2 protein-coding genes are annotated in these 15,390 nt (G+C 75.7%); both read left to right on the forward strand.

The features are described from left to right. The first annotated feature begins 275 nt into the window (after nucleotides 1-275). Nucleotides 276-3,029 (forward strand): AAA family ATPase, encoded by a 2,754-nt coding sequence (locus ACFUUZ_RS30105; RefSeq protein ID WP_378702145.1) that lies wholly within the window; start codon nucleotides 276-278, stop codon nucleotides 3,027-3,029. 160 nt (nucleotides 3,030-3,189) lie between these two features. Continuing rightward, on the forward strand, nucleotides 3,190-15,390 hold a 12,201-nt coding region (locus ACFUUZ_RS30110), incomplete at its 3' end, for an SDR family NAD(P)-dependent oxidoreductase (protein WP_378702147.1).

Genomic DNA, 15,390 nt, shown 5'->3' on the forward strand with positions numbered 1-15,390 from the left:
GGTACCGGGTGAGCCCGGTACCGCCGCTGTTTTCGTCCCAGGGGTCTTTGGTCACCGGGCCTGCCTCGCGGCCCCGCATCTGTTGCAGCCCCCGTGGCCGTCGGATAGTCTGACTTTGCTATTCGGTTCAGGCCGGAAGCGGTTTTAGCAATCGCCGGGGGTGGATTCGCCAGCTGTTATGGGAGTTACAGTTGGCAATTCTGTTTTGTTCACGAATTCCCCGGTGTCTGCTGTTCGTAGAGCGTGGATAGGGCGGGGTTCGAAGCGTGCTTCTCGTGGAACGTGCCGGTAAGATCCGAATTCTCGAAGGTGCTGTTGCGGATATTCTCGGAGGCGAGAGTCGCCTCGTGGTGATTACCGGATCATGCGGCACCGGAAAATCGGCTCTATTGCAGGAATTCTCGGGGCGCATTCCCGATTCCGCACATTTTCTCTCGGCCACCGCATCACCCGCCGAGAATTCTCAGCAATTCGGCGTGCTGTTCCAGCTGCTGCGATACGCGCGGCCGCTCGCCGCCGCGGAATCGCCGTGGGGGTCGATCCTCGACCTGCTTGCCGAGCGGGGCCCCGACGACGAGCGGGTGCATCGGATCGGCGCGGCGTTCGCAGAGGTGGCGCGGCAGGCGCCGGTCGTGGTCGGCGTCGACGACATCCAGCACGTGGACTTCGCGTCGCTGCAGGTGCTGTGCTTCCTGCTGCGCAGGCTGCCCTCGCTCCGGCTGCTGCTGGTGGTGACCGACAACGACAATGGGCGGGCCACCTCCTGTCCGTTCCGGTCCGAGCTGGTGCGGAACTCGAGGGCGTGGCGGCTGCGGCTGGGGCCGCTCGGCCGGGACGGAGTGGCCGAGCTGCTGACCGAGCAGCTCGGGGCGGAGCGGGCCGCCGCGCTCACTCCGGAGTTCCATGCGCTGACCGGCGGGAATCCGCTGTTGGTCCGGGTGGGGGCCGAGGAGTACCTGATCCAGGGTGCCACCGCGCTCGATGCCGAGCGGCGCGCGGGCTGCGGCGTGCACGACGAGCTCTCCCGCGCGTTCATGGCGCTGCTGCACAGCGCGGGCGAGGGGACGGTGGCGGTCGCGACCGCGATCGCGGTGCTCGGCGCGGACGCGGCACCGGCCAGGATCGCCCGGCTCGTCGGCGAGCGGGCCGCCGTGGTCGAGTGGATCGTCGACTCGCTCGCCGCGGCCGGGCTGACCGAGGGGTGCCGGTTCCGGAACGCCGGGTTCGAGACGGCTGTCGTCGACCGGCTGCCGCCGGAGGAGCGGGTGGCGCTGCACTGCGGGGCGGCCTGGCTGCTGTACGAGGACGGCCGCGCGGCCGGAGATATCGCGCGCCACCTGCTGCGCGCGGGCGCGGCCGACGAGCCGTGGGCGTACAAGGTGCTGCGCGAGGCCGCGGTCGACGCACTCGCCGCCGACGACCCCGAGTTCGCGCTCGAATGCCTGCGGATGGCCGCCGAGACCTGCCCTGACCTGCACGAGCGTGCGGACATCTCCGTGGTCCGGTTCGCCGTGGAGTGGATGAGCGACCCCGGCTTCGCGCACCGGTGGTTCGATTCGCTGCTCGACACCGCGCGCGAGGGGCACCTGCACGGCCCGCGCGCGCTGGAGCTGGTGGCCTACCTGATCTGGCACGGGCGGCTGGACGATGCTGCCGAGTGCCTGCGGCGCGTGCGCGCCGCGGCGGGCGACGACGGGCAGCAACCGGGGCCGGAGACGGTCGTGGTCATGGAGTGGATCGAGTTCCTCTGGCCGTCGCGCGCCACCGGGCCGCGCAGCGCGCCGCCCGCGGGCGAGCTCAACCGTCCGATCCTGACCGGGCGCGGTCCGCGGGTCTTCGAGACCCTGCGCGGCGTGCTGCGGGGCGGGTCCGACCCGCAGACCGGGGCCGCGCTGCGGGAGATCGCGAACGGCTGGTCGCTGCCGTCGGAGTCGATGGAGGCGATGGTCGGCGCGCTGCTGGCCGCGATCTACGCCGGCTGCACCGATTTCGCCGAATCGTGGTGCGAGGCGCTGATGCGGGAGGCCGCCGAGCGGCAGACGACGACCTGGGAGGCGGTGCTCTGCGCGGTGCGCGGGCTGATCGCGGCCAGGCGCGGGCAGCCGCCGACCGCCGCGCGCTACGCGCTGCGGGCGCTGGAGCTCATGCCTGCGCGCGGCTGGGGCATCGGCATCTGCGCCCCGCTGGCCGTGCTGATCTCCGCGTGCACCGTGATGGGGCGCGCCGAGGAGGCGGCGGCGTGGCTGAACCACCCGGTCCCCGATGCCGCCTTCCAGACCCATTTCGGCCCGCTGTACCTGCATGCCAGGGGCGAGTATCGGCTGGCGGCCGGGCGGCCGGACGCCGCGCTCGCTGATTTCGGCACCTGCGGCGAGCTGCTGCGCGGCTGGGGTATGGACACGCCGGGGTACCTGCCGTGGCGTACCTCGGCGGCGGCGGCGCGGCTGGCGCTCGGCGAGGCCGAGCAGGCGCGGAACCTGGCGGACCAGCAGCGCAGGCACTCCGGCGGCCATGACCCCATGGTGCGGGCGGCCGCGCTGCGGATCTCGGCGGCCGCCCGGCCGCTGCGCGAGCGGCCGACGCTGCTGCAGGAGGCGCTCACCGTGCTGAGCGGGGCCGAGGAGAGCCTGGAGATGATCCTGGTGCTGGTGGAGCTGAGCAGGGCATTCCGCGAACTGGGGCTCTCCGGCCGGGCGCGCTCCACCGCGCGGCGGGCATGGAATCTGGCGCAGATCGTCGGGGTGGAGGCCATGTGCACCCGGCTGCTCACGCCCGACCTGGTCGCGCACCTCGATGTGGCGGACGATTCGGAATCGCAGGCCGACGATTCCGTGACGCTGACGGATTCGGAATTGGCGGTGGCGCGGCTGGCCGCGCTGGAGCACACGAATCGGGAAATCAGCCGCAAATTGAGTATCACCGTCAGCACCGTCGAGCAACACCTGACCCGTGTTTATCGAAAGCTCGGTGTCGCCGGTCGGAAAGAAATTCGCCTCGTGCTCCGCGTGCTCGCCGCGGACAGCGCCTGAGGAATTTCCACAGCCCGGTGCTCGCAGGCCGATTTCCGGATCGTGGGGCCTGCTAGGGGTTGGTTCTAGGGGGCGGCCCGCACTTGACTCTCCAGTATTCCCGAGGCGTGCCGTGCCTCGGAAATAACGGTATCCGGGCAGCGTGACAAGGGGCACCCCGTTGGCGGACGAAGCGAAGCTGGTCGAGTACCTCCGCCGGATGACGGCGGATCTGCGGCAGGCCAACCGGCGCATCCGCGATCTGGAGGAGAGCGAGCGCGAGCCGGTCGCGATCGTCGGGATGTCCTGCCGCTACCCCGGTGGCGCGGACAGCCCGGAGCTGCTGTGGGACCTGGCCGCGCAGGGGCGGGACGCGGTCTCGGAGTTCCCGGTCGATCGCGGCTGGGACGTCGAGAACCTGTTCGACCCCGGCTCCGGCCGGGCCGGGACCTCGGGGACCAGGCACGGCGCCTTCCTGCACGACGCCGGGGAGTTCGACGCCGGGCTGTTCGGCATCTCCCCGCGCGAGGCGCTGGCGATGGACCCGCAGCACCGGCTGCTGCTCGAGCTCTCCTGGGAGCTGTTCGAGCGCGCCGGACTGGATCCGATGTCGCTGCGCGGCAGCCGGACCGGGGTGTTCGCCGGGCTGATGTACCACGACTACGCCTCGCGCACGGTGCTCCCGGCCGAGCTGGAGGGGCACTTCGCGACGGCTGTCGCGGGGAGCGTTGCCTCCGGGCGGATCTCGTACACCTTCGGGCTGGAGGGGCCGTCGGTCACCGTCGACACCGCGTGCTCGTCCTCGCTGGTGTCGCTGCACCTCGCGGTGCGGTCGCTGCGCTCCGGCGAGTGCTCGATGGCGATCGCGGGCGGCGCGACCGTGATGGCGACGCCCGCGCCGTTCGTGACCATGTCCAGGCAGGGCGGCGGCGCGGCCGACGGCCGCTGCAAGTCGTTCTCGGCGGCGGCGGACGGCACCGGCTGGGGTGAGGGCGCCGGGCTGCTGCTGCTGGAGCGGCTCTCCGACGCACAGCGCAACGGGCACCGGATCCTCGCGGTGGTCCGCGGTACCGCGGTGAACCAGGACGGCGCCTCGAATGGGCTGACGGCCCCGAACGGCCCCGCCCAGCAGCGGGTGATCCGCCAGGCGCTCGCCGACGCGGAGCTGACCGCGGCCGACGTGGACGTGGTGGAGGCGCACGGCACCGGCACCGTGCTCGGCGATCCGATCGAGGCGCAGGCGCTGCTGGCCACCTACGGCGCGGACCGGCAGGCGGACCGGCCGCTGCTGCTCGGCTCGATCAAGTCGAACATCGCGCACACCCAGGCCGCGGCGGGCGTCGCGGGCGTCATCAAGATGGTGCATGCGCTGCGCCATCGGCTGGTACCCGCGACGCTGCACCTGGATCGGCCGAGTCCGCAGGTGGACTGGGAGTCCGGCGCGGTCGAGCTGGTCACCGCGGCACGGGACTGGCCGGAGCCGGGCCGGCCGCGCCGCGCCGCGGTCTCCGCCTTCGGCGTGTCCGGCACGAACGCGCACGTCATCATCGAGGAGGCGGCCGGGCCCGCCCCGCGGCCCGCGCCGGCCGACGCCGCGCGGCCGCACCCGCTGGTGCTGTCGTCCCGGAGCGCGGCCGGGCTGCGCATGCAGGCCGAGCGGCTGCGTGCGCACCTGGCCGCGCGGCCGGAGGCGCGGCCCGCCGAGATCGGTGCCGCACTCGCCTCGACGAGGACGCCGCTGGAGTACCGCGGCGCCGTGGTCGCCGCCGCGCACGGGGAGGCGGTGCTCGGGCTCGCCGCGCTGGCGGCGGGCGAGCCTGCGGCCGGGGTGTGCGCGGGGGAGGCGCTGGAACGCCCGGTCGCCTTCGTCTTTCCCGGGCAGGGCGCGCAGTGGGCCGGGATGGGCCGCGAGCTGCTCGGCACCGACCCGGTCTTCACGGAACGGCTGCGCGAGTGCGCCGCGGTGCTCGACCCGCTGACCGGGTGGTCGCTGCTGGCGGCGCTCGCGGGGGAGGGGCCGGAGCTGGAGCGGGCCGATGTCGTGCAGCCGGTCTCATTCGCCGTCATGGTGGCGCTGGCCGCGGTGTGGGAGGCGGGCGGGGTGGCGCCGCGGGTGCTGGTCGGGCACTCGCAGGGCGAGATCGCCGCGGCCTGCGTCGCGGGCGCGCTCGACCTCGCGGATGCCGCGCTCGTGGTGGTCCGGCGCAGCGCGCTGATCGCGGAGCGGCTCGCCGGGCACGGCGGCATGGTGTCGGTGGGGCTCGGCGCGGCGGCGGCCGGGGAGCGGATCGCCCGCTTCGGCGACCTGGTCTCGATCGCCGCGCTGAACGGCCCCGCCGCGACGGTGCTCGCCGGCGAGCCGGGCCCGCTGGCCGAGATCGTCGCCGAGTGCCGCGCCGCCGGGGTCAGGGTGCGGCCGGTCGAGGTCGACTACGCCTCGCACTCGGCCCAGGTGGACACCGTCGCGGCGGCGCTGCGTACCGCGCTCGCGGGCATCACCCCCCGTGCGGGTCGGATCCCGCTGTACTCGACCGTGCACGACCGCGCCGTCGACGGCACCGAGCTCGGCGCCGAGTACTGGGTGGCGAACCTGCGGCAGCCGGTGCGTTTCCTGCCCGCGGTGGAGGCCCTGCTGGCCGAGGGGGTCCTCGCCTTCGTCGAGGTGAGTTCGCACCCGGTGCTGGTCCCCGCGATCGAGCAGGCGATCGACGCGCATGAGCCGACGGCGGTGACCTTCGGGACGCTGCGCCGCGACGCGGGCGGGCCGCGGCGCATCGCCGAGGCACTGGCCGAGGCGTGGGCGCACGGCCTCCCGGTCGACCCGCGCGCCGGGTTCGCTGGGGTGCCGACCGACGCCGAGCTGCCGACCTACGCGTTCGAGCACCGGCGCTACTGGCTGGAGATGGGGCCGGGCACCGGCGACGTGACCGCGGCCGGGCTGCGCGCCGCGGAGCATCCCATGCTGGGTGCCGCGGTGGTGCTCGCCGACTCCGGCGGGCTGCTCTGCACCGGGCTGCTTTCGGTGGCCGCCCACCCCTGGCTCGCCGAGCACGCCGTCGCGGGCACCGTCCTCGTTCCTGGCACCGCGCTGCTGGAGCTGGCCTGGCGGGCCGGGGAGCAGCTCGGGTGCGACCGGGTCGACGAGCTCACCATGGAGGCGCCGCTGACGCTGCCGCGGGACGGCGGTGTGGCGGTGCAGCTGGAGGTGGCGGGGCCGGACGAGTCGGGGCGCCGCAGCTTTTCCATCCACTCCAGGGCGCCGCGCGCGGGCGACGAGACCTGGGTCCGGAATGCGACCGGGGTGCTGGCGACCGGCACCGGGGCGGAGCCGACCGGCGCGGCGAGCTGGCCGCCCGCGGGCGCGGCGCCGGTGGAGATCGCGGAGCTGTACGACCGGGCGGCGGCGGCCGGCTTCGAGTACGGCCCCGCCTTCCGCGGGCTGCGGGCGGCGTGGCGGCTCGGCGCCGAGGTCTACGCGGAGGTGGCGCTGCCGGAATCGGTCGCGGGCACGGCGGCAGGTTTCGGCCTGCACCCCGCGCTGCTCGACGCCGCGCTGCACGCGGCCGCGCTGCTGCCGGAGTGGGAGCGCACGCCGGGCGGCCGGATCCCGTTCTCCTGGCGATCGGCGACGCTCTACGCGACCGGCGCGGCCGCGCTGCGGGTCCGGCTGCGGGCCGACGGCGCGGCGGCGATGTCGGTCCTGGTCTGCGACGAGACCGGCCGGGCGGTGGCCGCCGCCGACTCGCTCACGGTGCGCCCGCTGGCCGCGGGCGGACTCGCCGAGCCCGGTGCGGCCGCGGCGCTGTACCGGGTGGGCTGGCAGCCTGCGGCGGCGTCGGTGGCGAGCGGCTTCGCGGCGGTGCGGCTCGGTGCCGACGTCGCCGACCCGCACGCGCTGGCCGCAGCGCTGGACGACGGCTTCGCGCTGCCCGCCGCCGTGCTCGCACCGGTGCCTGGCGGCCCCGGGCCGGACGACGCGGACCGGGTGCGCCGGGTGGTGGGCGAGGTGCTCGAGCTGGTGCGGTCCTGGCTCGCCGATGAGCGGTTCGCCGGGACGCCGCTGGTGGTGCTGACCCGCGGCGGAGTCGCCGCCGGGGCCGACGCGGCGCCCGCCGACCTCGCGCACGCCGCGGTCTGGGGGCTGGTGCGGTCCGCACAGGCGGAGCACCCCGGCCGGTTCGTGCTGCTCGACGCGGACGCCGACGAGGTGGACGGGGTCCTGCCCGCGGCCGTCGCGGCGGGGCAGGCGGCGTTGCGCGGCGGCGAGCTGCTGGTGCCGCGGCTGGAGCGCGCGGCGGGCGACGGGGCAGCCGCGGCGGCATTCGGAACGGGAACGGTGCTGGTCACCGGCGCGAGTGGCACCATAGGCAGGCTCGTCGCCCGGCACCTGGTCGTCGCGCACGGGGTGCGCAGTCTACTGCTCGCCGGGCGCGGCGGGGTGCCCGCCGAGTTCTGCGCCGAACTGGCCGGGCTCGGTGCCGAGGTCGGGGCCGCGGTCTGCGACGTGGCCGATCGGGACGCCGTGCGCGCGTTGCTCGCGGCGGTGCCCGCCGCGTCCCCGCTCACCGCCGTCGTGCACACCGCGGGGGTGCTGGACGACGGCACCGTCGCGGCGCTCACCCCCGAGCGGCTGGACGCGGTGTTCCGGCCGAAGGTCGACGCCGCCCTTGTACTCGACGAGCTGACCCGCGACCTGCCGCTCGCCGCCTTCGTGCTCTTCTCCTCGGCGGCGGGAGTGCTCGGCAGCCCCGGGCAGGCCAACTACGCCGCAGCGAACAGCGTCGTCGATGCCGTCGCCCAGCGGCGGCGCGAAGCGGGGCTGGCCGGGTCGGCGCTGGCCTGGGGGATGTGGGAGACCCCGAGCGGGATGACCGGGAAGCTCTCCGGAGCCGGGCTGGAGCGCGGCGCGCGGCGCGGGCTGGTCCCGCTCACCACCGCCGACGGCCTCGCGCTCTTCGACGCTGGGGTGGGGCACGCCGACGCCGCGCTGGTGCCGATCGGCCTCGACCTGCCTCGACTTCGTGACGCCGCCGCCACGCAGCCGGATGCGCTGCCCGCGGTGCTGCGCGGGCTGGTCCGGCTGCCCGCCAGGCGGGCCGCCGCGGCGGGCATCGGTTCGGCGGCGCGGCTCGCGGCGCTGGCCCCGGCCGAGCGCGGCAGGGCGCTGCTCGACATCGTGCGCACGCAGGCCGCGCTGGTGCTCGGCTACCCGTCGGCCGTCGTGCTCGAGCCGAGGCGCACCTTCACCGAGCTGGGGTTCGACTCGCTCACCGCGGTCGAGTTCCGGAACCGGCTCGGCGCCGCCATCGGGCTGCGGCTGCCCGCGACGCTGGTCTTCGACTACCCGGACACCGAGACGCTGGTCCCGCACCTCGTCGCCGAGCTGACGGGTGCCGGGACCGGGGCGGTGGACAGCGCGCCGGAGCCGGTGGCCGCCGCCGACGACGACCCCATCGCCATCGTCGCGGTGGCCTGCCGGTACCCCGGCGGGGTGGCCGACGCCGACGGGCTGTGGCGGCTGGTCGCCGACGGCGCCGACGTGATCTCGGACTTCCCGGCCGACCGCGGCTGGGATCTCGACGCCCTGTTCGACAGCGACCCGGAACACCCCGGCACCTCCTACGTCCGCTCCGGCGGATTCCTGCACGATGCCGCCGATTTCGACGCGGAGTTCTTCGGGATCTCACCGCGCGAGGCGCTGGCGATGGACCCGCAGCAGCGGCTGTTGCTGGAGACCTCGTGGGAGCTCTTCGAGCGCGCGGGGATCGACCCTTCCGGGCTGCGCGGCAGCGCGACCGGCGTCTTCGCCGGGGTGATGTACCACGACTACGCGCTCAACCTCGACGGCGAGGCCGACGACCTCGGCGGTTACGTAGGGCTGGGGAGCTCCGGCGGTATCGCCTCGGGGCGGATCGCCTACACCTTCGGGCTGGAGGGGCCCGCGGTCACGGTCGACACCGCCTGCTCGTCCTCGCTCGTCGCGCTGCACCTCGCGGTGCGGGCGCTGCGCGCGGGGGACTGCGCGCTCGCCGTCGCGGGCGGGGTGACGGTGATGTCGACGCCGAGCTCGTTCGTGGAGTTCAGCAGGCAGCGCGGGCTGGCACCGGACGGGCGGTGCAAGTCGTTCGCGGCCGCCGCCGACGGCGCGAGCTGGTCGGAGGGGGTCGGGCTGGTGCTGGTCGAGCGGCTGTCCGAGGCGCGCAGGAACGGGCACCCGGTGCTGGCGCTGGTGCGCGGCACGGCGATCAACCAGGACGGCGCCTCCAACGGCCTGACCGCTCCGAACGGACCGGCGCAGCAGCGGGTGATCCGGCAGGCGCTGCGGAACGGCGGGCTGCGCCCCGGCGACGTCGACGTGGTCGAGGCGCACGGCACCGGAACGGTGCTCGGCGACCCGATCGAGGCGCAGGCCCTGCTCGCCACCTACGGGCAGGAACGGGCGCAGCCGCTCCTGCTCGGCTCGATCAAGTCCAATATCGGGCACACCCAGGCCGCCGCGGGGGTGGCCGGGATCATCAAGATGATCGAGGCGATGCGGCACGGCTGGGTGCCGAAGACGCTGCACGTCGATGCGCCGAGCCCGCACGTCGACTGGGCGGCGGGCGAGCTCCGGCTGGCGACCGAGGCGGTGCCGTGGCCGGAGACCGGAAGGCCGCGGCGGGCCGCGATCTCCTCGTTCGGCGTCACCGGGACCAATGCGCACGTGGTGCTGGAGCAGCCGCCGCTCCCGGCGCCCGCCGCCGCAGCGGCGGAGCCGGTGCCCGCGCTGCCCTTCGCCGTCTCCGGGCGGACCGCGGCGGCGGTGGCCGCGCAGGCGGCCAGGCTGCTCGAATTCCTGGAGTCGGCGGGGGAACCTGAGCTCGCCGCGCTGTCGCGGGCACTGCTGACCGGCCGCGCGGCGCTGGAGCACCGAGCCGTCGTCGTCGCCGGGGACGGGGCCGCGCTCCGCCGCGGCCTCGGCGCCGTCGCGGTGGGCGCGCCAGGCGGGCCCACCGGTGCGGCGCACCCCGCGCCCCGGCTCGGGCTGCTCTTCGCCGGGCAGGGGGTGCAGCGCGCGGGGATGGGCCGCGACCTGTACGCGGCATTCCCGTCCTTCGCCGCGGCCTTCGACGAGGTCTGCGACCTGGTGGAGCCCGCGCTGCGGGGCGAGCTGCGCGCGCTGGTCGCCACGGACGGCCCGGCGACGGTGCCGGACCGCACCGAGTTCGCGCAGCCCGCGCTCTTCGCCCTGGAGTACGCGCTCTTCCGGCTGCTGGAAGCCGCTGGGGTGACGGCGGACGCGGTGCTCGGCCACTCGGTCGGCGAGATCACCGCCGTGTGCGTCGCCGGCGGGCTCTCGGTGGCCGACGCGGTGCGGCTGGTGGTCGCGCGCGGCCGCCTGATGCAGGCACTGCCCGCAGGCGGCGCCATGGCCGCGATCCAGGGCTCCGAGGCCGAAGTGGCGGAGCTGCTTCCGGACGCGGTCTCGATCGCGGCGGTGAACGGCCCGGCGGCCGTGGTGATCTCGGGTGCGGCGGACGCCGTGCGCGAGCTCGCCGCCTGCTTCGCGGCGCGCGGCCGCAAGACCACCGAGCTGCGGGTGTCGCACGCGTTCCACTCCCCGCTGGTCGAGCCGATGCTCGCCGATTTCGCGCGGGTCTGCGCCGAGATCGAGTTCATGGAGCCGGTGCTGCCGGTGATCTCCGGGGTCACCGGCGAACCGGCCGGAGCGCTGCTCCGCGACCCCGGGTACTGGGTGCGGCACGCCAGGGAGGCCGTCCGGTTCGCGGACGGTGTGCGGGCGCTGACCGGGCTCGGCGTCACCGCCGTGCTCGAGCTGGGGCCGGACGGCACGCTGACCGCCCTCGCCGGGGAGCTGCTGCCCGCGGAGATCGGCGCGGCGGCCTGCCTGCGCCAGGGAAGGCCGGAGCGGGACACCCTGCTCACCGCGCTCGGCGAGCTGCACTGCGCCGGCTTCCCGGTCGACTGGCCCACGCTGCTGCCCGCCGGGCAGCGGCACCACGTCCCGCTGCCGACCTACCCCTTCCAGCGGCGGCGGTTCTGGCCGCGGCCCGTGGCGCGGCCGGGCGCGTCGAGCACCGGGCACCCGCTGCTCGACGCGGTGCTCCCGGTCGCGGGGCCGGAGACCGTGCTGCTGACCGGTGAGCTGGACCCGGCCAGGACGCCGTGGTGCGCCGAGCACGTCGTGCTCGGCGCGGTGCTGCAGCCGGGCGCGGTCCTTGTCGAGCTGGCGCTGCGCGCCGCCGCCGAGGCCGGTGCCGACCTGGTCGAGGAGCTGACGATGGAGGCGCCGCTGCCGCTGCCCGATTCCGGCCGCACCGAGCTGCAGGTGCTGGCGGGCCCGCGGGCCGCCGACGGCAGGCGCCCGCTGACCGTGCACGCGCGGGTCGCAGGCGGCACCTGGACCAGGCACGCGAGCGGCCTGCTCGCCGAGGCGGCGCCGGAGCCCGCCGAGCGCGGCACGGCACGGCCGCCGCTGGCCGCGGTCGAGCTTCCGCTCCACGACTTCTACGACCGCATGGCCGAGCACGGCCTGGAGTACGGCCCCGCCTTCCGCGGGCTGGTAGCGGCATGGCGGCACGGCGACGAGCTCTTCGCCGAGGTCGAGCTCCCACAGGCCGAGCAGGCCGACAGCGGCCGGTTCGGGCTGCACCCCGCGCTGCTGGACGCCGCGCTGCACCCGCTGGGGCTTGGCGGCGGGGCGGGCCCACTGGAACTGCCGTTCTCCTGGCGGGACATCCGGCTGCACGCGACCGGCGCAGGCGCGCTGCTGGTGCGGCTGCGCCCGGCGGGCTCCGGCGTCGCGGTCGAGGCCACCGACCGGGACGGCACGCCGGTGCTGACCATCGGCGAGCTGGTCACCAGGCCTGCCGCCCGCGACCGGGAGGCCGCGGTACTCGACGCGATGTACCGGGTGGAGTGGGTCGCCGTCGAAGGCCCGGTGTCGCAAGGTACCGCCGCGGCCGCCGTGCTCGGCGCGGTGCCGGGGCTGGGGGTTCCGTGCTACCCGGATCGGGCGGCACTGGCCGCCGCGATCGACGCGGGTGCGCCGGTGCCTGCCACCGTCCTGCTCGCGCTGCTGCCGGACGCCCCGGTCACCGATATCGCGGCGGCAGCGCGGGCCGCGGTCGCGCGGGCGGTCGAGGAGCTGCGGTCCCTGCTCGCCGACGAGCGTTTCGCGGACTGTGGAATCACCGTCCTCACCAGGGGGGCGGCCGGGCCGGGTGCGCCGGTCGACCTGGTGCACGCCCCGCTGTGGGGCCTGGTCCGCGCGGCGCGGCTGGAGCACCAGGGGCGGCTGACCCTGATCGATCTGGACGAGCGGTCGGTGGCCGCGCTGCCCGCCGCGCTCGCCCGCGCCGACGAGCCGGAGCTGGTGCTCAGGGACGGCGCGGTCCTGGTCCCGCGGCTGCGCCGGGCCGGCCTCCCCGGCGCGGCCGACGCGGGCTTGAACCCGGATGGCAGTGTCCTGGTGACCGGCGCGACCGGGGCGCTCGGCTCCGCCGTCGCCGCGCACCTGGTGCGCGAGCACGGCGTGCGGCACCTGATCCTGGCCGCGCGGCGGCCGGTGCCCGCCGCGGCGGTGGCGGCGCTGACCGAGCTCGGTGCCGAAGTCACCGCGGTCGCCTGCGACGTCGGCGACCGCGCGGAACTGGCGGCGCTGCTCGATGGCATCCCCGCCGAGCACCCGCTCACCGCCGTGGTACACACCGCGGGCGTGCTGGCCGACGGGATGCTCGCGACCCAGCGGCCGGAGCAGCTGGCGGCGGTGCTGCGCCCCAAGATCGACGCCGCCGTCGCGCTGCACGAGCTCACCGCGGGCCTCGACCTCGACGCGTTCGTGCTCTTCTCCTCGGCCGCGGGCACCTTCGGCAGCGCGGGCCAGACGGCGTACGCCGCGGCCAACGCCTTCCTGGACGCCATCGCCGTCGACCGGCGGGCGCACGGACTCCCCGCCACCGCGCTGGCCTGGGGCCCGTGGGCCGGGGCCACCGGGATGGCGGCCACCCTCGACAGCGCGGGCACCCGCCGGATCGAACGCGGCGGCGTGCGCCCGCTCACCGTCGAGCAGGGGCTGGCGCTGTTCGACCTGGCGCTGCGGTCCGCGGACGCGGTGCTCGTCCCGGTCCGGCTCGACCTCGCGGCAGCGCGGACCGACCCGCCCGCGCTGCTGCGCGCGCTCACCGGCGGCGCGCACCGCCGGACGCGGGGAACGATCGCCTTCGCCGCGGACGCGACGCCGGAGGAGCGCCGCCGCCGCCTCCTCGACCTGGTGCGGGACCGGGTCGCCGCGGTGCTCGGCCACGAAGGTGCCGCGGCGATCGCCCCGGAGCGGCAATTCGCCGATCTCGGCTTCGATTCGCTCACCGCGGTCGAGCTGCGCAACCTGCTGGCGACGGCCACCGGGCTGCGGCTGCCCGCCACACTGGTCTTCGACCACCCCACGCCGCTGGCGCTCGCCGAATTCGTGCTGGATCAGGTGCTCGACCGCCAACCGGCCGCCGCGCCGCGCCGCGCCGCCGGTGCCGCGACCGACGAGCCGATCGCCATCGTGGCGATGAGCTGCCGCTACCCGGGCGGGGTCCGTTCGCCGGACGATCTCGTCGAACTCGCGCTCGCGGGCCGGGACGCCGTCACCGACTTCCCCGCCGATCGGGGCTGGGACCTCGCGGCGCTGTACGACCCCACCGGCGAGCGGCCCAACACCAGCTACACCCGCTCCGGCGGATTTCTGGACGGTGCCGCCGATTTCGACCCGGCGCTGTTCGGGATCTCGCCGCGGGAGGCGCTGGCGACCGACCCGCAGCAACGGCTGCTGCTGGAGACCTCGTGGGAGGCGTTCGAGCGCGCCGGGATCGACCCGCTGTCGCTGCGCGGCAGCCGGACCGGGGTCTTCGCCGGCGTGATGTACGGCGACTACGCGACGCTCTTCCCGGCAGGCGCCGACGAGCAGTCCGGCCACGCCGGTATCGGGTCGGCGGCCAGCGTGGCCTCCGGCCGCGTCGCCTACACCTTCGGGCTGGAGGGCCCGGCGGTGACCGTGGACACGGCCTGCTCGTCGTCGCTGGTCGCGCTGCACCTCGCGGCCCAGGCGCTGCGCAACGGGGAGTGCGACCTCGCGCTGGCGGGCGGGGTGTCGGTGATGTCGACCCCGGTCTCCTTCATCGGGTTCAGCAGGCAGCGCGGCCTGGCGCCGGACGGACGGTGCAAGGCGTTCGCGGCGGCCGCGGACGGTACCGGGTGGTCGGAGGGGGCGGGGCTGCTCCTCGTCGAGCGGCTCTCGGACGCCAGGCGCAACGGCCACCCGGTGCTCGCCGTCGTCCGGGGGAGCGCGGTGAACTCCGACGGCGCCTCCAATGGGCTGACCGCGCCGAACGGCCCCGCCCAGCAGCGGGTGATCAACCAGGCGCTGGCCGCCGCCGGGCTGGCCGCAGCGGATGTCGACGCCGTCGAGGCCCACGGCACCGGGACCACGCTCGGCGACCCGATCGAGGCGCAGGCGCTGCTCGCGACCTACGGCAGGGACCGCGCAGAGCCGCTATGGCTCGGCTCGATCAAGTCGAACATCGGCCACACCCAGGCCGCCGCCGGCGTCGCGGGCGTCATCAAGATGGTCGAGGCGATGCGCCGCGGGCTACTGCCTGCCACGCTGCACGTCGACGCGCCGACCCCGCACGTCGACTGGGCCGATGGCGCGGTGCGGCTGCTGACCGAACCGCGGCCGTGGCCGGAGCACGACCGGCCGCGGCGGGCCGGAGTTTCATCGTTCGGGTTCAGCGGGACCAACGCGCACGTCGTGCTGGAGCAGGCGCCCGCCGCCGCGCCCGGCCCGCAGGCCGATGCCCCGCCGATCACGCCGATCGTGCTGTCCGGCAGGACATCCGGCGCGCTGCGCGCGCAGGCCGAGCGGCTGCTCCCGCTGGTCGCGGACGAGCGGATCGCGCTCGCCGACCTGGCGCTGGCGCTGGTCGACGGGCGGGCGGAGCTCGACCACAGGACGGTGGTGCTCGGCCGCGAGCGCGCGGAGCTGGTCGCCGGGGTGCGGGCCGCCGCGGCGGCGGAGAGCCTGCCGGTCGTGCCGGACGGCAGGCTCGCCTTCGTCTTCTCCGGTCAGGGGTCGGAGTGGGCCGGGATGGGCCGCGAGCTGCGCGCGGCGTTCCCGGTGTTCGCCGCGGCCTACGACGCGGTGGCCGGTGCCGGGGAGCTCGCGGATTCCGGACGCACCGATGTGGTGCAGCTGGAGCTGTTCGCCGTGCAGTACGGGTTGTTCCGGCTGGTCGAGTCCCTCGGTGTGGTGCCGGATTTCGTGCTCGGGCATTCGGTGGGTGAGTTGGTGGCGGCGTGTGTGGCGGGGGTGGTGTCGCTGTCGGATGCGGTGTTG

This window comes from Nocardia sp. NPDC057353 (genome assembly GCF_042667085.1).
Taxonomy (GTDB): domain Bacteria; phylum Actinomycetota; class Actinomycetes; order Mycobacteriales; family Mycobacteriaceae; genus Nocardia.